At 65.2% G+C, this 19,557-nt stretch carries 19 protein-coding genes and 1 tRNA gene; 14 read left to right on the plus strand and 6 right to left on the minus strand.

Annotation, left to right across the window (positions count from 1 at the left end; genetic code table 11):
* Positions 1-4: 4 nt before the first annotated feature.
* The 3 genes from AC5P8C_RS02695 to AC5P8C_RS02705 form a co-directional block, all read right to left on the minus strand.
* Positions 5-451, minus strand: a complete 447-nt coding sequence (locus tag AC5P8C_RS02695; protein ID WP_021202791.1) for a hypothetical protein — start codon at positions 449-451, stop codon at positions 5-7.
* A gap of 424 nt (positions 452-875) precedes the next feature.
* The gene (locus tag AC5P8C_RS02700) at positions 876-2,555 is read right to left on the minus strand and encodes a type IV secretory system conjugative DNA transfer family protein (protein WP_019660297.1); all 1,680 of its coding nucleotides are present in this window, start codon (positions 2,553-2,555) and stop codon (positions 876-878) included.
* Between the two features lie 36 nt (positions 2,556-2,591).
* Positions 2,592-2,849, minus strand: coding sequence for a hypothetical protein (locus AC5P8C_RS02705; protein WP_019660298.1), 258 nt, complete (start codon positions 2,847-2,849; stop codon positions 2,592-2,594).
* Positions 2,850-2,978: 129 nt separating this feature from the next.
* On the opposite strand from AC5P8C_RS02705, the gene AC5P8C_RS02710 reads away from it, so the two are divergent.
* From AC5P8C_RS02710 to AC5P8C_RS02750, 9 genes are all read left to right on the plus strand, one after another.
* The gene (locus AC5P8C_RS02710) at positions 2,979-3,275 is read left to right on the plus strand and encodes a hypothetical protein (RefSeq protein WP_233654032.1); all 297 of its coding nucleotides are present in this window, start codon (positions 2,979-2,981) and stop codon (positions 3,273-3,275) included.
* A gap of 246 nt (positions 3,276-3,521) precedes the next feature.
* A complete protein-coding gene (locus AC5P8C_RS02715) occupies positions 3,522-4,733 on the plus strand; it encodes an MFS transporter (RefSeq protein ID WP_019660299.1) in 1,212 nt (403 codons plus the stop codon).
* Positions 4,734-4,929: 196 nt separating this feature from the next.
* The gene (locus AC5P8C_RS02720; RefSeq protein WP_019660300.1) at positions 4,930-5,199 is read left to right on the plus strand and encodes a hypothetical protein; all 270 of its coding nucleotides are present in this window, start codon (positions 4,930-4,932) and stop codon (positions 5,197-5,199) included.
* A gap of 253 nt (positions 5,200-5,452) precedes the next feature.
* The gene (locus AC5P8C_RS02725; protein WP_019660301.1) at positions 5,453-5,701 is read left to right on the plus strand and encodes a hypothetical protein; all 249 of its coding nucleotides are present in this window, start codon (positions 5,453-5,455) and stop codon (positions 5,699-5,701) included.
* Between the two features lie 10 nt (positions 5,702-5,711).
* A complete protein-coding gene (locus tag AC5P8C_RS02730; protein WP_019660302.1) occupies positions 5,712-5,894 on the plus strand; it encodes a hypothetical protein in 183 nt (60 codons plus the stop codon).
* Between the two features lie 217 nt (positions 5,895-6,111).
* Complete coding sequence (locus AC5P8C_RS02735) at positions 6,112-7,815, plus strand: ATP-binding protein (protein ID WP_026347058.1); 1,704 nt, start codon at positions 6,112-6,114, stop codon at positions 7,813-7,815.
* A 236-nt stretch (positions 7,816-8,051) separates the two neighbouring features.
* On the plus strand, positions 8,052-10,193 hold the full coding sequence (locus AC5P8C_RS02740; RefSeq protein WP_019660304.1) for a TonB-dependent siderophore receptor: 2,142 nt from the start codon (positions 8,052-8,054) through the stop codon (positions 10,191-10,193).
* A gap of 200 nt (positions 10,194-10,393) precedes the next feature.
* Positions 10,394-10,960 (plus strand): putative periplasmic lipoprotein, encoded by a 567-nt coding sequence (locus tag AC5P8C_RS02745; protein ID WP_019660305.1) that lies wholly within the window; start codon positions 10,394-10,396, stop codon positions 10,958-10,960.
* On the plus strand, positions 10,957-11,427 hold the full coding sequence (locus tag AC5P8C_RS02750) for an outer membrane lipoprotein (protein ID WP_495218313.1): 471 nt from the start codon (positions 10,957-10,959) through the stop codon (positions 11,425-11,427). Before AC5P8C_RS02745 ends, AC5P8C_RS02750 begins: the two co-directional genes overlap by 4 nt.
* Positions 11,428-11,560: 133 nt before the next feature.
* Here AC5P8C_RS02750 and AC5P8C_RS02755 read toward each other — a convergent pair whose 3' ends face one another.
* Positions 11,561-11,914: a winged helix-turn-helix transcriptional regulator gene (locus AC5P8C_RS02755; protein WP_019660307.1), complete on the minus strand. Its 354-nt coding sequence runs from the start codon at positions 11,912-11,914 to the stop codon at positions 11,561-11,563.
* Between the two features lie 101 nt (positions 11,915-12,015).
* Here AC5P8C_RS02755 and acuI point away from each other — a divergent pair, with 101 nt between their 5' ends.
* Both acuI and AC5P8C_RS02765 read left to right on the plus strand, forming a co-directional pair.
* On the plus strand, positions 12,016-13,005 hold the full coding sequence (acuI, locus tag AC5P8C_RS02760) for an acrylyl-CoA reductase (NADPH) (RefSeq protein ID WP_495218314.1): 990 nt from the start codon (positions 12,016-12,018) through the stop codon (positions 13,003-13,005).
* A gap of 150 nt (positions 13,006-13,155) precedes the next feature.
* Positions 13,156-15,909: a UvrD-helicase domain-containing protein gene (locus AC5P8C_RS02765; RefSeq protein WP_495218390.1), complete on the plus strand. Its 2,754-nt coding sequence runs from the start codon at positions 13,156-13,158 to the stop codon at positions 15,907-15,909.
* A gap of 52 nt (positions 15,910-15,961) precedes the next feature.
* Here AC5P8C_RS02765 and AC5P8C_RS02770 read toward each other — a convergent pair.
* Positions 15,962-16,051, minus strand: a tRNA-Ser gene (locus tag AC5P8C_RS02770).
* Between the two features lie 124 nt (positions 16,052-16,175).
* Between AC5P8C_RS02770 and AC5P8C_RS02775 the strand changes: the two genes are divergently transcribed.
* The gene (locus tag AC5P8C_RS02775; RefSeq protein ID WP_495218315.1) at positions 16,176-17,249 is read left to right on the plus strand and encodes a DUF4241 domain-containing protein; all 1,074 of its coding nucleotides are present in this window, start codon (positions 16,176-16,178) and stop codon (positions 17,247-17,249) included.
* A gap of 81 nt (positions 17,250-17,330) precedes the next feature.
* Here AC5P8C_RS02775 and AC5P8C_RS02780 read toward each other — a convergent pair whose 3' ends face one another.
* Positions 17,331-18,323: a LysR family transcriptional regulator gene (locus AC5P8C_RS02780; protein ID WP_005410175.1), complete on the minus strand. Its 993-nt coding sequence runs from the start codon at positions 18,321-18,323 to the stop codon at positions 17,331-17,333.
* A 127-nt stretch (positions 18,324-18,450) separates the two neighbouring features.
* On the opposite strand from AC5P8C_RS02780, the gene AC5P8C_RS02785 reads away from it, so the two are divergent.
* Positions 18,451-19,038: an FMN-dependent NADH-azoreductase gene (locus AC5P8C_RS02785; RefSeq protein WP_171952781.1), complete on the plus strand. Its 588-nt coding sequence runs from the start codon at positions 18,451-18,453 to the stop codon at positions 19,036-19,038.
* 136 nt (positions 19,039-19,174) lie between these two features.
* A complete protein-coding gene (locus tag AC5P8C_RS02790) occupies positions 19,175-19,531 on the plus strand; it encodes an SH3 domain-containing protein (protein ID WP_019660321.1) in 357 nt (118 codons plus the stop codon).
* Positions 19,532-19,557 lie beyond the last annotated feature (26 nt).

Here is a 19,557-nt window from a genome sequence, read left to right on the forward strand (position 1 = left end):
GGACTCAGGTGCCGCTGTTGGAATCAGCGCCCTGCGCCGACGCGGTCGGCGTCGAGCCAGCGCTCTGCACAACGATCTGGTTGCCAACGATGGAGACCGAGATACCCTGCGCCGAATAGGCCGATGTCAGATCGATCACGGCCTGCTGCGCGTTGGTCGTATCGATCTTCGAGACCGCGCCATACAGGGTGAAATCCGAGCTGAGGCGGTAGTCCAGCGTGCGCCCGGAATCCTTGGCCCAGCGCTCGAGCATGGCTTTGAGCGTGCCATCCATCGGCGAGGCCTGGTAGACGTAGCTGGAGTACAGCGGAATTTCGGTCGTTGTCGCAGCAAAGCGGTTGACCGGCTTCCAGCGGCCTCCGAAATCGGGAGCGGACTTGGTGGCGCAACCGGCCACCATCAACGCCGCCACTGCGGCGATGGACATTTTCGCGATAAACGCCTGATTCATACGGGCTTCACTTTGACGTACGAAAAAGCAGTCCCGAGCATTGGTCCCCTGGTCGTCCGGCGCTGCATCGCGCACGCCGGAATCAGAGGGATGCGCTGCGTGCGGCACACCCACTCCGGCTCCCCTGCAGCCAACGGCTGCCAACCAAGTTGCGGGGCCGCCGGACATAGCCGACAACCCACCCGCATACATCACCAACGTCGAAACCATCCTTGTTTCCATGGCACAAACTCCTGGCCACCCTACTGCCACATCTTTGACATCCAGCACACATTTCTGGACGACAGACATAGGGTCGCACAACCACGCGTCAATTCCATGTCAGACAAGTCTGAAAATCTATGAACAGATGCCGAATTCTTGACTTACCTCACGTTTTCACTTCAGTGAATATGAATCCAAGTCACAAATTTAGCGTCGTGAATTAGACGTTAAGCATCGGAACATCGACCTTCGGCAGCAGTCTGGACGTGAAATAGCGATCCTTGTAATAGCGGATCTTGTCGCATTTCACCGGATGCGGTATGCCTTCGTAGAGGAACACTTCCTTGTCGGGCCCCATCGCCTTCAGCTCCTGCGGCAGCATCAGTGCACGCCGCTCTTCGGTGAAGTTGTGGGTCTTCTCTCTGGCATGCGTGACGTTCTTCTTGCGCACCGTGGTGTAGCCCAGCATGTCCGAATAGTCGTTGGCATCCTGCTGCTCACGCGGCGCGTACAGGATCTGCAGGGCATGGTTGGTGATGATCGTGCGCGAGACTTCGCGGCCGTATGTGGCATCGAGCTGGGCCATGCTCTGGATGATCGGCAGCAGGCGGATGTTGTAGCCAGCCATGTAGGACACCGCCGAGGCGATGATCTCGACTTTGCCGATCGAGGTGAATTCGTCCATCAGCAGCAGGCACTGGTACTTCAGGTCCGGGTTGGACCTGGGCAGTTCCTTGGTATTGAGGTTGATCAGCTGGCTGAAGAACAGGTTGATGATCAGCCGGCTCTCGGCCAGCTTGTTCGGCTGGATGCCGATGTAGATGGTCATCTTCTTCTTGCGGACGTCGGTCAGCAGGAAATCGTTGCTGCTGGTGGCCTTGTCCAGCACCGGGTTGATCCAGGGGTTCAGCGGCTCCTTGAAGGTGCCCAGGATCGAGGCGAAGGTCTCGTCCGCCTGCGACAGCATGTTGGCGAAGGCCGAACGTGCGTTGGCACTGAGGAACGGCCGCTCCGACAGGGTCTTGAGGTACTTCTTCAGGTCGGTCCCGTCGCCGGAGGACAACCGATACACCGCGCCGAGCGTGGGCGTGCCGGCGCCCCCCGGGAAACCGCTGCTGCGCTCGTCGTCCCAGTTCTCGAACAGGTACAGGGTGAAGGCCATGAACGCGTTGCGCGCCTGGCTGACCCAGAACTTCTGGTCCTCGGCCCCATCCGGATACAGCATCGCAGCGATGCTCATCAGGTCCGAGACGCGGAACGCCGGATCGTCGGAGACGTAGCTGAGCGGATTCCAGCGATGCGTTCGCCGGTCCTCGGCGAAAGGATTGAACAGGTAGATTTCCTGACCCTGGCTGGCGCGCCAGCCGCTGGTCAGGTCGAAGTTTTCCTGCTTGATGTCCAGCACCACCAGCGATTCGCCGTACTCCAGCAGGTTCGGGATGACCACGCCCACGCCTTTGCCCGAGCGGGTGGGCGCGGCCAGGATGACGAACTGCTGGCCATCCAGGCGCACCAGCTTGCCACCATGGCTGCCGACCACGATGCTCTGGCCAGTCTTCTTGAACATGCCATGCCTGGCCAGGTCGGCGCCGGTGGCAAAGCGTGCATCGCCGTGCAGCGAGCGCTTGTCCTTCTTCAGCAGCAGCACCAGGCCGGTCACCACCAATACCAGCAGCGGCAGGCCGAAGCCCACGTAGCCGGCCCATCGGATCTTGCCAACGAAGGGCGCGACCTGTGGCTGGTCCAGCGCGTTGAAGTACTGGTAGTAGGTGTTCCAGGTGAACAGCTTGGTATCCAGGCCCAGGAACAGCAGCGTCAGGTAGCCGGAAAACACGAAACCAAGCAGCAGGGTCGCCAGCGTGATGATGGCGATGAGCAGATACTTCTTACTGGGCAACACCCGAATCCTCCATGATGCGCACGAGGGCGCGACGGCCTAGCGGCGGCGCCAGCGCGACGCCTTTTTCCGCAGGTGATTTTCGTTCTCCAGCCCGGGCTCTTCGCCCTCTTCACGCACCCGTTGCAACAGCAACTGGCGCGCTTCGGCCAGCGATACCAGGTCGGTCAGACGATCCCCATCGTCGGCGACGACCGCATGGCCGACCACATCGCCCGGAGCGTACACCGGCTCGTGGGACACCGCTACCAGCTGGTAGCGGCCACGGGTTTCCAGCACATGCCTGAATTCCTGCATCGAACTCCTCCTCCTCGGGGCGACGCCGCGCCCCTGCCCAGCCATCATGCCCATCGCAGTGTCATCGCCGCATCGACAACCGCTCCTGCTTTTGCGCGAAACTGTGCGCCGATATCCAACGAGACCGATATGGACTGGGTAGCACTTGCCCGCACCCTGGCCACCGAGGCGCACGCCGGCCAGATGGACAAGGCCGGCCAGCCTTACATCGGCCATGTGGCACGGGTGGCGGCTGCGGTGCGCGGCGACGATGACGCCGAAGTGGTGGAGTGGCTGCATGATGTGGCCGAGGACTGCCCGGCGTTTGCCGCACGCATCGAGGCATTCCCCGCCCCGCTGCGCGAGGCGGTGCACCTGCTCAAGCGCGCCGCGGCCCCCGACGCGGACAGCTACTACGCGCGCATTGCCGCCCACCGCTGGCACTGAAGGTGAAGCGGGCCGATCTGGATGACAACGCCGATCCGCAGCGCCTGGCGATGCTCGACACGGCGACGGCCGGGCGCCTGCGCGGCAAGTACGCGCACGCCCGGGCAGCGCTGGGCATCTGACCAGGCCGCACGGACAGCGGGGGGCGGCGTGTCACTGATCGAACGCTGATTTACCTGAGCGCTGCTGCCCTTGTTGCGGTGCAGCAGTACAATGGGGGGCTCCCCCGCCCCGTCGCGCCCCCGCATGAGCCCCACCTCTTCCCTGGCTGCGCGGCTGACGCCCCGTCAGCGCACCCTGATCATCCTCGCCCTGTCTCTGGGTGGCTTCGCCATCGGGACCAGCGAGTTCGCCAGCATGGGCCTGATGCTGGAGATCAGTCGCGGCTTGTCGATCTCCGAAACGCAGGTCGGTCACCTGATCAGCGCCTATGCCATCGGCGTTGTCGTCGGTGCGCCGATCCTCGCCTTCGTGGGTGCCAGCTTCCCGCGCCGCAAGCTCTTGTTGGCGCTGATGGGCTTCTACGCGGTGGGCAACCTCGCCAGCGCGCTGGCACCCAATTACGGCACCATGCTGGCGGCACGCTTCGTCGCCGGCCTCCCGCATGGCGCCTACTTCGGCGTTGCGATGCTGGTGGCCGCGGCGATCAGCCCTGCCGGCCAGCGCGGCCAGGCGATGTCGCGGGTGCTGCTGGGCCTGTCGATCGCAATCCTGGTCGGCAACCCGCTGACCACCTGGCTGGGCCAGCAGCTGAGCTGGCGCACCGCCTTTGCCCTGGTCAGCGTGCTGGCCATCGCCACCGTGGCGATGATCGCCCGCTTCCTGCTGCCGGATCCGGACGAGGTGCGCACCTCGCCGATGCGCGAACTGCGCGCCTTCAACACGTCCCAGGTGTGGCTGGCGTTGGCAATCGGCGCAGTCGGCTTCGCTGGCATGTTCTGCGTGTTCACTTACCTGGCTCCGACCCTGGTGCAGGTCACCGGCGTGGCCGAATCGTGGATGCCGCTGGCGGTGGGCGTGTTCGGCATCGGCGCGATCATCGGCAACATCGCCGGTGGCTGGCTGGTGGACAGGTTCCACTTCAAGGCCGCCGCCGTGGTCCTGCTGTGGTCGATCCTGATGCTGCTGCTGTATCCGCTGGCCGCGCAGTCCGTGTGGACGATCGGCCCGATGATCATCACCGTCGGCACCATGGGCGCGCTGGCGGCAGTGCTGCAGACCCGCCTGATGGACGTGGCCGGTGAAGCACAGACGCTGGCGGCCGCCTCCAACCACGCCGCGTTCAATACCGCCAATGCGCTCGGCCCCTGGCTGGGCGGCATGGCGATCAGCGCCGGCTTCAGCCCGGCCAGCACCGGCTATGTCGGTGCGGCCACTGCCATTGGCGGCCTGCTGCTGTGGTGCGTGGCGGTGTCACTGGACAGGAAGCGTAAGGCCGCCGTCGCCGGCAGCCACTGAAGAACCGGCATTCACAGGCAAGTGGATGCCAGCGCCTTGACCAGCACGGCGCTTCGTACCGGCAGCACCTGCAATCTGCCGAGGGGTGTTCCACCAAGGATGCTCGACCACGCGCTTCGGGTGCAATGAACACATTTCGTGGATGTGCCTTTGGGCAAAGTGCAGCCGACGCCCCTCGGCCTGCACCGGACCCGCAATGCGCCACCACCGCGTTCCTGCCCACCACGATGCCATTGCCTTGCAGGCCGGCATGCTGGGCAGTGTGCTGGGCGTGGCGCTGTTCAAGGCCATCGCGTTATCTGCATTGGCGGCCGGATCGGTGATGGCCATCGGGCTGTGGCTGGTGGCCTGCGCGCTGCTGGCTGCATGGGCGCTGGCCGCCTATCTGGCGTGCCTGGCGCTGAGCCGGCGTGTGTTCGTGCTGATGCTGGTGCTGTGCACGGTACTGATGATCTGCATCGCCTGAGCCGGCAGGGCGGGACTTCTTCTGCCGCCTTCATTGTCCTGCGGGACCCGCTGCAACAAGGGCGTGGAGTGTGATCAAGCGAGCGCGACGGCTGTGACAAGCCGTGGGACCTGATTGGAAAGGATCCCTGAAAAGGAACCGCTCCCCATTGCCGCGCCTGTCTTGATCGTGTCCATGCATCTGGCTGACTGCGCCATCACGGCCAACGCGCGACGATGCGATTTCCCAACCTCCCTGCCCTGTCGAGATCCAGATGCCGGACACTGCCCATCCTGTCATTCGCGCATTCGAGGCCGTGTTCGATCTGTCCGGCGGCGTGCAGCGCATCACTGCGCTCACTGTTACCTGCCGGCATTGCTCCTCGACCAGTTCGGCCAGCGAAGACAATCTGGTTCACCTTCCGGGTGGAGCACTGTTCCGCTGCGACGAGTGCGGCTGCCACCAACCGGTCAGCCACGCCAGGCTGTCGGATTGGCAACCGACCTCGTTGCTGGGCATCTGAGGGCCGGCTCATGGGCATGACGGCGCAACAGCGGGAGATCCTGGAGGCAATCGCCGCTGCGCAACCGGTGCGCGGCGACGCGGCGACGTGGGCAGTCAACGCGGGTTTGGCGGTACAGGCGGAAGACGGGGATATCGATCTTACCGACGCCGGCCGCGACGCCCTCGCCGCGCGGAGCGCACGTGAGGACTAGACGCGGCGATCAGGCCGCCTTCGCGACCTTCCGCCAGGGGCAGAGTCCGCGGGCGTAGTGAGCAGCGCGCGGCGGTCCCGATCGCGGCAACCTGCAGGACAGAGGTGCAACGCTGCCCCGTCAACCGAAGTGGTGATGCCCTTCATGCCGGTGATGTGCAGGGCGCCATGACATCCACTCGGCTATGCTGCGCCACCTTCCTGCGCCAATGGCGGCCATGCATCCTTTTCCCCTGCCCGTCTCGGCGCCTGAGCAGCTTGCCTACCGACTGCTGCAGGACAGTGACTGGGCGCGTTCGGCCACTGCCGCGAGCGCACCGGCCGAGCTCCGCATGTTGCTGGCGATGATCCTTGATTCGCCCGAACCCCTCTGGCTCGCCTGGGGCAAGGAAGACAAGGCCTTCTTCTTCAATGATGCCTACCTGCCCTTGCTGGGAGGAAAGCTGCACGGCGCGATGGGCAACCGCCTGGAGGATGTCTGGGCCGATGTGTGGCCGGACGTTGCGCAGGCGGTCAACGATGCCTTTGCCGGCACCAGCCGCAGCTTCAAGAACCTGCCATTGATGATGGATCGCGACGGCTCGATGCGCGAAACGTTCTGGACGTTCTCCTATTCACCGCTGCGCGTCGGCTGCGGCAGCGTTGCCGGCATCCTGTGCGTGGTCAGCGAGCAGACCGAACGGGTGATCGAGCGCGACCTGCACAGCCGGCAGGTCGCGGCGATCACCGAGCAGGCGCGGGAAGCCCACCTGGAACTGGTACGCGCCCGCGAGCAGCTGCGCCAGTCGCAGAAGCTGGAGGCGATCGGCCAGCTTACCGGCGGCGTGGCGCACGACTTCAACAACCTGTTGCAGGTCATCACCGGTTCGGTGGACATGCTCCTGCACACGTGGCCGGCAGATGACAACCGACGCCGCTACATCCAGGCCATTGCAGCAGCATCGGACCGCGCCACCAAGCTGACCGCGCAACTCCTTGCATTTTCGCGCCGCCAGAGCCTGTCGCCGGAGGTCTTCGATCTGTGCGAAAGCGTGCGCGCGCTCTCGGATATCATCACCACGGTTCTGGGCGCGCGCATCCAGGTATCGTTGTCGTTGCCGAGTACGCCGTTGCCGGTGCTGCTGGACCGGACCCAACTCGACACCGCATTGATCAACATCGCGGTCAACGCCCGCGATGCGATCGACGGGCACGGCAGGGTGACCATCGAAGTGGAACAGGTCACTGCGGTGCCTTCGGTGCGCTTCGCCGCCCCGATGAAGGGCGACTTTGCTGCCATCAGTGTCACCGATACCGGCGCAGGCATCGACCCTGCAGTGGTCGACCGCATCTTCGAGCCCTTCTTCACCACCAAGAGCGTCGGTGCCGGGACCGGGCTCGGTCTCAGCCAGGTGTTCGGTTTCGTCAAGCAGTCCGAAGGCGAGGTGGACGTGCAGAGCCAGGCGGGCGCCGGTAGCCGCTTTACGCTGTACCTGCCGCTGGCGCAGGCAGGAGAAACGACGGAACGGCCGGCGGCGCAATCGGGGCTGCAGCATGGCCACGGCGTCTGCGTGCTCGTGGTGGAAGACAACGTCGACGTGGCCGAATTTGCGGTTGGCGCCCTGCGCGAGCTCGATTACAGCGTGATGCTTGCGCGCAATGCAGACGAGGCCTTGGCGGAGCTGGAACGGGATGCCTCGCGCTTCCACGTGGTGTTCAGCGACGTCGTGATGCCGGGCATGAACGGCCTGGATCTGGCCCGCACCATCCGCGACCGCCTGCCAGAGCTCCCCGTCATCCTCACCAGCGGCTACAGCGAGTTGCTTGCCCGGGATCCGGGCCACGGCTTTACCCTGCTGCGCAAGCCTTACTCGTTGAAGCAACTGGCCTCGGTAATGACCGAGGCCGCGCGCCGCGCGCAGGCCGTGGTGGCATCGCCCTAGCGGGCGCGTTGCTGAAGCGAACCGAATCCGCGTTCCAGTGAGGACTCCAGCGCGGACGCTTTGTCGCCGACCTCGCACCGCTGATGGCACGTGCGGGGCCGCACCGGTGTGCGGGTGGCTTTGCCGGGCACACCGTACACCCACCCGAGCCTGCGTCCACAGCGCACCAGGGGGGATGGGCCACGAACCTTTGCAAATGCTAATCTTTCTCATTTGCAGCCCATCCTGACTCCCTCATGCCCCTTCCCGCCCTTCTGAAGAACGCGCTCTGCGCGGCGCTGTCCCTTTCCCTGGCGACGCCTGCATTGGCCTCCCAAGCCCCAGCCGACGCCCCGAAGGATCTGGACAAGGTCGAAGTCCGCGGCCGCGCGCAGACGCTGTACCGCGCCAACGATGCCGCTGTCGGCACTCGCACTGACACGCCTCTGGAACGGGTCCCTCAGTCGATCCAGGTCGTGCCGCGCGAGCTGATCGACGACCAGGCCGCGCGTCAGGTCACCGACCTGTATCGCAGCATCAGCGGCATCAGCTTCTTCAGCTATGCCGGCGTTACCTTGCGCGGTTTCCGCCAGGAAAACGTGCTCTACGACGGTCTGCGCGGTGATCCCTATGCAGGCTTCTCGGTACCGCAGCTGTTCAACATCGAACGCGTGGAAGTGCTGAAGGGTCCGGCCGGTGCGCTGTACGGCGGTGGTGATGCGGGCGGTGTCATCAACTATGTGACGCGCAAGCCCAAGGCGCGCGCCGAACACCGCATCGAGCTGCAGGCAGGCGACAAGGACTTCCGCGCCGGGTCGATCGAAGGCACCGGCCCCTTGAATGCCAGCGGCAGCATTCGCTATCGCGCCGGCCTCTATGCCGACAGCGAGCAGGGCGTACGCTGGAATGCCGACAGCGAAAGCGTGATCGGCGACGCCTCGCTGGCCTTCGACGTTGGCCAGACCGGCGAGCTGGTGCTGCAGTTCACCGACATCACCCAGAACCTGGGCGGCAACCGGCTCCGGGGCGTCCCAGTGAACGATGCCGGCACCTTCCTGACCGACCGGCGATGGAACCACAACGAGGCCAGTGATTTCCTCGACATGCGCGCCAGGGTGGCGCTGGCGCAGTATCGCTTCGCACCGCTCGATACGCTGGACGTGGATATTGCTGCGCGCTGGTTCAGCAACAACGAGCACCAGATGTACCACGAACCGATGGGGCTGATCGACCGTGACCGCGATGGCGTGGCCGAGTGGATGACGCGCCAGCTGCGCAACCAGATCCGCGACAACGAGGCGTTCACCGCCAGCGGCAATGCCGTATGGCGGATCAACACCGGCCGTATCGAACACAAGGTGCTGTTCGGCGCCGACGTCTACCAGCTCGACGCCGACTTCACCGCGCAGACCGCCAACAGTGCCGACCTGGCACGCGGCGCCGGTCCGGTGCGCGGCATCGATCTGTTCAACCCGGTCTATGGCGCCAGCACCTGGCACGACTACAATCTGGCCGCCCTGCCCTGGCGCAGCACCGCCACCCGCAGCAAGCGTTACGGTGGCTATCTGCAGGATGAGCTGGCACTGGGCACGCGCTGGCATGTGCTGGCCGGACTGCGTTGGGATGGTTTCCAGGACGACGATCGCATCACTGGTGGCAGCGTGGATGGCAACGACCTCAGCTGGCGGCTGGGCAGTACCTTTACCGTCCGGGACGGCGTGAACCTGTATGCCAACATCGCCAGCGGCTTCGTGCCGCAGAGTGCCGCCAACCAGAATCCGGCAGCCGGTGGGCCCTTCGACGCTGAGCGCAGCAGGCAATGGGAAATCGGCCTGAAATCCCTGCTGGCCGACCGTGTGACCCTGAACATGGCGGCCTACCGCATCGACCGCAGCAAGATCGTGCAGGCCACCGGCGAAGTGCGGGACGGCGTGAACCAGCTGGCCGCGCTGGGCCTGGTACGCAGCACGGGCATGGAACTGGACCTGCTGGCCGACGTGACCGAGCGCTGGGTGGTGAACCTGACCTACGCCTACAACGACGCACGGGTGAAGGATGCCGGCCCGAACGGCATCACCAATGCCTCCGGAGACCGCTTCGCGAATGCGCCACGCAACAAGCTCGGCCTGTGGACGCGCTACGACCTGCCGTCGATCAATTCGGCCATTGGCTTCGGCGCCGACCATGTGGGCCAGCGTGTCAGCCTGGATGGGCAGACGGTCAAGGCTTACACGGCGTTCGACATGAGCTGGAAGACCACGTGGAAGCAGTGGCAGTTCCAGGCCAACGTCAAGAACCTGTTCGACAAGGTGTACGCGGCCAGCGGCTTCATCGAGCGCAACGGGCATTTCCCGGGCGAGCCGCGACGGGTGTATGTGCAGGCGGCCTACCGCTTCTGAGCCATTCCTCCGGTCCCCCCTTTTAGGAATTCAGGCGAGCCGCGGGGCGGGCCGCGCATGCGCCCCCGATTCAGGTATGCTTTCGCGCGTTCAGCCACACCAGCAGGTCGCCGGCGGCAAAGCACGCGGTGCAGCACGGACGTTGCGGACGAGCACGAGACACACCATGGATGTTTCAGCGTAACCACAGGGGAAAATGGATGAAGAAGTTTCTGTTCGCAGCGATCCTCGCTGTGTCGCTGGTGGGCTGCACCACCAATCCGCCGCTCAATTTCTCGGTGCCGAACGTCGGGGTCAGCAGCAAGAAGATCGACGGTGAGCTGAAGTCGCTGACGGTCACACTGGCACGCCCGGACGAGGCCAAAGGCAAGATCCCGGCGCAGGCCCAGCACGAAGTGCCGCAGATGTGGCAGAACGCGCTGACCGAAGCACTGAACAAAATGGCGGTGTTCCGCGACGATGCACCGGTGAAGCTGAGCCTGTCGGTGAAGATCCTGGCCATTGACATTCCCAGTTTCGGGGCATCGATGACCACAAAGACGATCGCCCGTTATGAGCTGATCGATCGTGCCACCGGCAGCATCGTCTACACCCAGGACGTCAGCGCTTCCGGCGAGGTGCCGTTCAACTATGCATTTGCCGGTGTCATTCGCGCTCGCGAATCCATCAGCCGCTCGGCGCAGAACAACATCGCCCAGTTCCTGCAGGCGCTGGAGACCGTGGACATCACCAAGCCGATGTTCCCCAACAAGCAGGAAGCGCCGTGAGACGCCCGTTGCTGACCGCTTCGGTGGCGGCAATGCTGACGGCCTGCGCACCCAACGTGCGCACCGACAGTTACTCCATCGGCTCGGTTGGACAGGTCAACCGCACGGTGGGCGGTACGGTCATCAGCGTTCGCGCGGTCAGTATCGACGGTTCGCAGGGAGGCGGAGCCGTTGCCGGCGCTGCGGCTGGCGGGGTGGCCGGCTCCACCATCGGCGGCAGCGACCAGACAGCGGCCATCGGCGCCATTGGCGGCCTGGTGGCAGGCGCGATTGCCGGTGCGGCCTCTGAACGCGCACTCTCCCAGGCCAAGGGCCTGGAGTACGTGGTGCAGACGGAGAACGGCAATCTGATGACCGTTGTGCAGGGCCCGGACCCGGTGTTCAGCACCGGCACGCGGGTCTTGGTGCTGTATGGATCCCCCTCGCGGATCATTGCCGATCCGCGTCAACCGAAAGCTGCTCCGTAGTACCCGTGGTGCCTCTCCTGCCAGGGGCATCGCTCCAGCCGCTACGGGTGGTGTCATTCAACCCATCCGTATTGCGTGTAAGCGCGAGCGCATCCGGCCGGAATGCGCCGCCGCAGTGGAACCGGAAGTGTCTTCAACCCTGGCAATCGCCTTCCGTGCTTCCATGGCCGCGATAGGTTTCTCCCCACTCGCGCATGGCCAGCAGCACCGGCACCAGCGTGCGCCCGAACTCGGACAGCTCGTATTCCACTTTCGGCGGCACTTCCGGGTACACGTGGCGGATCACCACGCCATCGGCTTCCAGTTCACGCAGCTGGCTGGTGAGCATGGACTGGGTGGCATTGGGCACCCGTCGCGTCAATTCCATGAAACGCCGCTTGCCGGTCATCAGGTGAAACAGAATGATCGGCTTCCACACGCCACCGATGACCGACAGCGTGACTTCCACCGCGCAACCACTCTTGCCGTCCCACCGTTTGCTACGCATGCATACTCCGGAAAACCATAGTACCTACGGAAAATCGTCGTTCTTGTTGCGATAGAGGCGCAAGCCTAGCATGGCCCCATCCCATGAATGTGAGGCCATCCATGACGTTCAAAGCACTGCTGACCCGCAAGACGAACAACCAGCTTTCGACCGAACTGGTCGATTTCGACGAGGCCAACCTGATGGACGGCGACGTCCTGGTACAGGTCGAGTACTCCACGCTCAACTACAAGGATGCGCTTGCCCTCACCGGCAAGAGTCCGATCATCCGGACGTTTCCGCTCATTCCCGGCATCGATCTGGCAGGCGTGGTGCTGGAATCCAGCAGGGCCGACTTCACGCCAGGCGACCGCGTCGTGCTCAATGGCTGGGACCTGAGCATGGGCCATCACGGCGGCCTGGCCCAGCGCGCCAGGGTGCGGGGCGAATGGCTCAACCGGATTCCCGGCAACCTGAGCACCCGCGACGCCATGGCCATCGGCACCGCGGGCTACACCGCCATGCTGTGCGTGCTGGCTCTGGAACATGCCGGGGTGGCGCCTGCACAGGGCGATGTGCTGGTCACCGGCGCCAACGGCGGCGTCGGCTCGATTGCGGTGGCGATCCTGTCGAAGCTGGGCTATCGCGTGGTGGCCGCCACCGGACGCCCGCAGCATGCTGAGTATCTGCACAACCTGGGTGCGGCCGAGATCATCGATCGTGCGCAGCTTTCCGAACCGCGCGAGCGGCCGGTGAGTGCCGAGCGCTGGGCCGGCGTGGTGGATGTGGCCGGCGGCACGACGCTGGTCAATGCCATCGCCGAAACGAAGTACCGCGGTGCCGTGGCCGCCTGTGGCCTGGCCCAGAGCGATGCGCTGCACGGCTCGGTGCTGCCCTTCATCCTGCGCAATGTGACCCTTGCCGGCATCGATTCGGTGAATGCGCCACAAGAGGTTCGCCAGCGCGCCTGGGATCGGCTCGCGACCGACCTGGATCCGCGGAAGCTGGAAAGCACCGTGCAGCAGATCGGCCTGGCAGAGGTGCTGGATGTCTATGAGCAGATCATCCCCGGCAAGGTGCGCGGCCGCATCGTCGTGGATGTGAACGCCTGACGCCTGTCGCGCTGGCGAGGGTGCAATGCCATCGCTGGCTCGCGTGTGCGAGTGACCGGAAACGCAGCGTGCCATGCCAAGCCGCCTTATCATGGGTCGGCAAGGGCGCTTTACGCCCGGTGACGTACGCAAGGCAGTATCTGGATGTCTATGGAATGGCGCCCCTCGGGCTGGGGCCAGCGTGTGACCCGCTCGCCGGACTGGCAGTTGCGGCTGGATGGCGAACAGGTCGCGCTTTTGATCGACGGCAGGCAGTACCGCCAGCATGTAGCGAACGAACACAGCGTGCGGGTCGTTCGCGGCGTGCTCTGGTCCAGGGTCGAACTGACGACCGAGCGCGGTGAAGCACTGTCCGTGGATGGGCTGCCCAACAGCCAGGGCTCCCGGCTTGCCGCTGCCGTGCAGCACGTGCTTTTCGCGCGCTCCAAGCGGGGGCGCAAGGCACTGTTTGAGCACGTTCTGGCGCAGATCCAGGCGTGGCTGGCCGAGGCAGATGCGCTTGCCGACCGAGGTACTACCGGACGCCGCTGGATCACGTACGAACAGCAGCAGGCGTTGCTGGCCGACCGCCCCGCCCTGCCCCTGCCGCCCGCCAAGCTGGAGCAGCTGTTCCTCGACGAGGAGCTGCACGACGACCTGCACGCGCCCGGCCACCGCATCGCGCTGGACGCACTGCACGACTGGCAGCTGGATTGGCCCGCCGTGTGGGCGGACGCCAATGAGGCAATGGCGACCCGCGAACTGGGTCTGGCCAAGCCCTTCCTGGACCGGGTCGAGAGCAGGCCGCTGACCGAGGAGCAGGCTCGCGCCGTCATCTGCTTCGACAACCGCGTGCAGGTCGTGGCCGCGGCCGGCTCCGGGAAGACCTCCACGATGGTCGCCAAGGCCGCGTATGCCATTGATCGCGGCTTTGTCGAACCCGAACGGATCGTGATGCTCGCCTTCAACAAGGATGCCGCCCAGGAGCTGCAGGAGCGCGCACAGCGATGCTTCAGCCGGCTCGGCATGGGCGACACCGTAGTGGAGGCCCGGACCTTTCACGCCCTGGGCCTGTCCATCATCGCCAAGGCTACGGGGCGCAAGCCGGATATCCCGGAATGGGCGGTCGACGCGGCGCTGGGCTTCAACAAGCTGGCCGACCTGGTGGACAACCTGAAGGATCGCTCGACCCACTTCCGCACCCAGTGGGACATGTTCCGCCTGGTGTTCGGGCGCGACCTGCCGCCATTCGGCGCGGAAATGGAGGCCGATGGCTACGACCGCGATGGCACGCCCTACATCCGCACACTGCAGGGCGAGCGGGTAAAGAGCCTGGAAGAGTGCGTGATCGCCAACTGGCTGTTCTACAACGGCGTGGCGTATGACTACGAGCGGCGCTACGAGTTCGATACCGCGACGGATACCCATCGCCAGTATCGCCCGGACTTCTACTATCCGGACGCCCGGCTCTGTCACGAGCACTTTGCGCTGGATGCCGATGGCCAGCCGCCGAAGCACTTTCCCAACTACAACGAAGGGATGCACTGGAAGCGGCCGCAGCATGCGGCACGCGGCACCGCAGTGGTCGAAACGACGTCGTTCGGCCTGCGCAGTGGACTGGCCCTGCAGGATCTGGCCGAGCGGCTGGGTGCGTCTGGTGTCGAACTCGACCCGAACCCGGATCGCGAGCTGCCTGACCAGGGTGCCAGGCCGATGCCCGATGCCGACCTGATCGGCTTGATGCGGACCTTCATTGCGCACGCCAAGAGCAACTGCCTGACGCTGGACGATATGGCAGCGCGCCTGCGGCAGATGCCTGAGGATCAGTTCAAGGAACGCTACCGGCGCTTCCTGGAGATCGCCGGGCCGGTTTTCCAGGCCTGGGACGATGCACTGGCTGACGAGCGCAGCATTGATTTCGAAGACATGCTCAACATGGCCGCCGGGCTGCTGGAACAGGGCCACTATGAATCACCCTACGAACTGGTGATGGCCGACGAATTCCAGGACGCTTCGCGCGCCCGTGCGCGCCTCTGCCGTGCGCTGGTCAGCCAACCGGGCCGCCATCTGTTTGCGGTGGGCGATGACTGGCAGTCGATCAATCGCTTCGCTGGCGCCGACGTTTCGGTGATGACCGGTTTCCGCGAGTGGATGGGGCATGGCCAGGTGCTGAAACTGGAGCAGACGTTCCGCTGCCCGCAGGCACTGTGTGATGTTTCCAGCCGCTTCATCAGCCGCAACCCCGCGCAGATGGCCAAGAAGGTCCGCTCTGCTGCGCCGGCAGTCGGCCCGGTGCTGCAGGCGTTCCAGATGAACCGGCGTGAGGAGGTGCAGGATGGCGTTCGCCAGTACCTTTCGAAGCTGCACCAGCAACTGTTGTCAGGCGCGGTGGCGCAGGGCCGCAATGGACGCGTGACGGTCTTTGTTCTGGGGCGGTATCGCGCGGATCGCGGTGCGATGCCTTCGGATTGGAAGACGGCCTTTGGCAGCACGATGGACGTCGAGTTCCTGACCGCACATCGATCGAAGGGGCGCGAGGCGGACTACGTGATCCTGCCGGGCATGATCAACCGCAGCTTCCCGAGCCTGCGTGCGGATGACCCGGTGCTTTCGCTGGCAATGCCGGACGGGGATACCTATCCACTGAGCGAAGAACGACGGTTGTTCTATGTCGCGCTCACGCGTGCGCGGCGGTCGGTTGCGATGTTCACCCTGCAGGGCAAGCACTCGCCATTCCTGGATGAGCTGGTGAAGGACGGAGCAGTGGAAGTGACCGCGATTTCAGGTGCGGCCATTTCGGAAGAGCGCTGCCCAGCGTGCAAGGTTGGCGTGTTCGTGGACCGCAATGGGCCGCATGGGGCCTTCCGGTCGTGCTCCAGCTATCCGTTGTGCCACAACAAGCCGAAGGATGGGCGTCGCGGGTAGAGAAGCTTGAGAAAACAAGAAGGCCCCTGTCGCCAGGGGCCTTGTGGAATCCTGGCGGAGAGAGTGGGATTCGAACCCACGGAAGGTTTGACCCTTCGCCGGTTTTCAAGACCGGTGCCTTAAACCGCTCGGCCATCTCTCCAATCGGGTCCCGGTCGCCCGGGCAGCGGCATATTCTCGCACGTGAAGGCCATTTGCCCAAGACCACCTTGCCCCTGCCCTCCGCATCCGGCACGGTGGGGGCCTTCACCGCACTCGGAGCCCCCATGGCCCACCTCGACCTGGCCAACCTGCGCACCACCCTGCTGGATGACACCCAGCTGGCAGCTGTGGCCCTGCACCGCACCTTCGCCGGCCATCTGCCGGTCAGCAGCGGGCACCTGGTGGTCTGCGATCCGCTTGTCCAGGCCGAAGCACCAGCGCTGGCCGACTACACCGCCCCGCTGGGCCGGCATCCGGTTGAGATCATCGTGCACAGCGGCCGCCCGGCGCTGGCCGTGGTCTGGTTCAAGCCCCGCGAAGCCCTCACTGCGTCTGCCCTGCACTGGCAGATGGCGCGCTGGACCACGCAGGACCTGACCGGCCTGGATGAGGACAGCTTCATCGGCTACCCGGTCGACGCCGGCATCGGCTGCTTCATGGATACCGACACCCAACAGGCACTGCTGGCGCTGATCGAACGGGCCGATGGCGACGAAGACAATGCGTGGTCGGATGCCCTGATCGACCACGACGGCCTCGACGAAGGCGCCGAGTACCGCCCTTGGGGCGAGGACTCGCCGCAAGGCCTGGTGGTCTTTACCAGCGGCTGGGGCGACGGTGTGTATCCCAGCTACTGGGCGCTGGATACGTCCGGCATTCCGGCCGCCCTGGTCACCGATTTCCTGTGCATCCAGGGCGGCGATGGACGCGACGAGCGCGAGATCGCCGACCAGGCCTATCGCGACAGCCTCCCATACGAAGAGGCTGAAGCGCTGGCACGGCTTGTAGCGGCCGTTGAACGCGACGACCCGGATGCGCTGCACGTCCTGTTGAAGGACGCGCCGCAGCGCGCCAACCAGATCGAACCAGGCTGTGGCGGCACCGCTCTGTACGAGGCAATCCGCCTGGACCGCCCGCAGGCATTGCGGGTGCTGCTACAGGGTGGCGAGCTACCGGCGATGCCCGAGCGCCTGCACATGAGCAAGGTGACCGGCTATCTGGACTACGCGCGGTTCCTGAAGAAGCCGCGCAGCGCGGAGTTGATGGCGGTTCTGGAAGCACCCGTCGTTGCGGCCGAACCGCCACCGGCCGCACCGCAACGCCGCAGCTTCTGGGACCGGCTGTTCCACCGGAACTGACCGGGGCCGGAAAGCAGCAACGCCGGGCATGGCCCGGCGCTACCGTTTCACAGATTGGCGGTGCAGGTGCGGGCAGGTGCCTCAGCCCGCATCCACTGCCAACGCGCCCAGCGCACTGGCCTTGATCCGCTCCTTGGCCTTTTCACAGGCACCACCGCAATCCAGGCGCGAGGCCTCCAATTGCGGCGGCAGATGTTCGGCCAGGAAGTCGATGAACACGCGTACCGCCGGCAGCAGGCCGCGGCGCGAAGCGAACACGGCATGGCACACGCCCTGCGGCAGCGACCAGTCCGGTAGCACCACTTCCAGCTCGCCGTTGCGCACGGCGTCGGCGCACACGGTTTCCGGCAGCATGGTGATGCCGAAACCGTCTTTCACCATGCTCTGCAGCAACGGGAAGTCGAAACCGGCCACGCGCGGCTGCAGGTCGACCCGGCGCACTTCGCCTTCCGGGCCATGCAGTTCCCAGCGCTGGCGGGCTTCGTCTTCGCTGATGCTGAGGGTGACGTGCTGGGTCAGCTCTTCCGGGTCCTTGGGGCGACCGGCGCGGTCCAGGTACTTGGGGCTGGCCACCAGCAGTTCCTGCACCTGGCCGAAGCTGCGCATCACCAGGCTGCCGTCGTCATCCAGGCGCGAACGCACGCGCAGGGCCACGTCGTAGCCTTCGTTGATGATGTCCACGCGGCGGTTGCTGATGTTCAGCTGCAGCCGCACCTTCGGGTACTGCTCAAGGAACTTGGGCAGCAGCTTGGGCAGCTGCATCTGCGCCAGTGACACCGGCACGCTGGCGCGCACCACGCCGCGCGGCTCCGCGCTGAGGCGGTCCACCACTTCGCGGGCGGCCTGGGCCTCGGCCAGCATCGTCTGCGCATGGCGATGCACGCTGGTGCCGACATCGGTGACCGCGAAACGGCGCGTGGAGCGCTGCAGCAGGCGTACGCCCAGGTCGGTTTCCAGCTGGCTGATGCGGCGGCTCAGGCGCGACTTGGGAATACCCAGTGCGCGCTCAGCGGCGGCGAATCCGCCGTGGTCGACCACCATCGCGAAGTAGTACAGGTCATTCAGGTCATGCATACCCGAGTTCCATATCTAGAACAATACGTGGCATTCAACCACCTTTATTCCGCCTTTGCAACAACCTATCGTTCTCTCTGTCGGCGGGGCCACCCCGCCCCTTCCTCCCAGAACACAGGTGACTGCCATGAAGCTTCTGCATCTCGACGCCAGCGTGCTTGGCGACAACTCCGTCTCGCGCCAGCTGTCGGCCGCCGTGGTCGCCCGCCTCGCCAGCCAGATCGACGGCCTGCAGGTCGATTATCGCGATCTTGACGCCAATCCGGTACCGCATCTGCGCAGCAGCTCGCTGGCCAGGACCGACGCCGCTGAAGCGACCGATGCTGAACAGGTGATGCAGCAGTTCCTGGAGGCCGACATCGTTGTGATCGGCGCGCCGATGTACAACTTCAGCATCCCGTCCACCCTGAAGGCCTGGATCGATCGCGTGGCCGTGGCCGGCCGCACCTTCAAGTACACCGAGAACGGCCCGGTGGGCCTGGCCGGTGGCAAGCGGGTGATCATCGCCAGCAGCCGCGGCGGCATCTACACCGACTCGCCGGCCGACTTCCAGGAGCCGTTCCTGCGCCAGGTGTTCGCCTTCATGGGCATCAACGAGATCGAATTCGTGCGCGCCGAAGGCATCGCCTATTCGCCGCAGCACCGTGAAGACGCCATTGCCGGTGCGCTGGCGGCGCTGCCGTCGCACGAAGCGGCCGAACCCGTCGCCGCATAACGCGTCCCAGCGTTCGGCGCCCCTCTCTCCTCGTCTGGGCGCTGAACGCGGGCCGGGATCCCCTCCCCCATCCCGGCCCACCCTGGCGGCCCCGCTTTGCGGGGCCGTTTTTTTGTGGGCGCGTTAGGCTGGGGCCATGGACTACACCGTGACGGCTGCGCACCGCAGCGAATTTCCGCACCCGATCACCCTGCGCCGTGGCCAGGCGCTGGTGGTGGGCGAACGTTATGAAGGCCCGGAGGGCTGGGAAGACTGGTTCCTGTGCCAAGCCGAAGGGCAGCAGCCCGGTTTCGTGCCGGCGCCGGTGATCGGTCGCAATGCGCAGGGTGACGCCTATGCCACGGAGGATTACTGCGCGCGGGAGTTGGATGTGGATCCGGGGCAGCTGCTGCGAGGAATGCGCACGCTCAATGGATGGGCCTGGTGCGTGCCGGAGACCGGCGAACCGGGATGGGTGCCGCTGGAGAAGCTGAGGGCAGCAGAAACCCGGTAGCGCCCGAGCCTATGCTCGGGCGGCGG

This window comes from Stenotrophomonas sp. YJH_SMC_46 (assembly GCF_059370315.1).

Coding starts and splice junctions, on each gene's coding strand:
- AC5P8C_RS02695 (WP_021202791.1), bottom strand. CDS start 451: ATGAATCAGGCGTTTATCGCGAAAATGTCCATCGCCGCAGTGGCGGCG.
- AC5P8C_RS02705 (WP_019660298.1), bottom strand. CDS start 2,849: ATGCAGGAATTCAGGCATGTGCTGGAAACCCGTGGCCGCTACCAGCTG.
- AC5P8C_RS02710 (WP_233654032.1), top strand. CDS start 2,979: ATGGACTGGGTAGCACTTGCCCGCACCCTGGCCACCGAGGCGCACGCC.
- AC5P8C_RS02715 (WP_019660299.1), top strand. CDS start 3,522: ATGAGCCCCACCTCTTCCCTGGCTGCGCGGCTGACGCCCCGTCAGCGC.
- AC5P8C_RS02720 (WP_019660300.1), top strand. CDS start 4,930: ATGCGCCACCACCGCGTTCCTGCCCACCACGATGCCATTGCCTTGCAG.
- AC5P8C_RS02725 (WP_019660301.1), top strand. CDS start 5,453: ATGCCGGACACTGCCCATCCTGTCATTCGCGCATTCGAGGCCGTGTTC.
- AC5P8C_RS02730 (WP_019660302.1), top strand. CDS start 5,712: ATGGGCATGACGGCGCAACAGCGGGAGATCCTGGAGGCAATCGCCGCT.
- AC5P8C_RS02735 (WP_026347058.1), top strand. CDS start 6,112: ATGCATCCTTTTCCCCTGCCCGTCTCGGCGCCTGAGCAGCTTGCCTAC.
- AC5P8C_RS02740 (WP_019660304.1), top strand. CDS start 8,052: ATGCCCCTTCCCGCCCTTCTGAAGAACGCGCTCTGCGCGGCGCTGTCC.
- AC5P8C_RS02745 (WP_019660305.1), top strand. CDS start 10,394: ATGAAGAAGTTTCTGTTCGCAGCGATCCTCGCTGTGTCGCTGGTGGGC.
- AC5P8C_RS02755 (WP_019660307.1), bottom strand. CDS start 11,914: ATGCGTAGCAAACGGTGGGACGGCAAGAGTGGTTGCGCGGTGGAAGTC.
- acuI (WP_495218314.1), top strand. CDS start 12,016: ATGACGTTCAAAGCACTGCTGACCCGCAAGACGAACAACCAGCTTTCG.
- AC5P8C_RS02765 (WP_495218390.1), top strand. CDS start 13,156: ATGGAATGGCGCCCCTCGGGCTGGGGCCAGCGTGTGACCCGCTCGCCG.
- AC5P8C_RS02775 (WP_495218315.1), top strand. CDS start 16,176: ATGGCCCACCTCGACCTGGCCAACCTGCGCACCACCCTGCTGGATGAC.
- AC5P8C_RS02780 (WP_005410175.1), bottom strand. CDS start 18,323: ATGCATGACCTGAATGACCTGTACTACTTCGCGATGGTGGTCGACCAC.
- AC5P8C_RS02785 (WP_171952781.1), top strand. CDS start 18,451: ATGAAGCTTCTGCATCTCGACGCCAGCGTGCTTGGCGACAACTCCGTC.
- AC5P8C_RS02790 (WP_019660321.1), top strand. CDS start 19,175: ATGGACTACACCGTGACGGCTGCGCACCGCAGCGAATTTCCGCACCCG.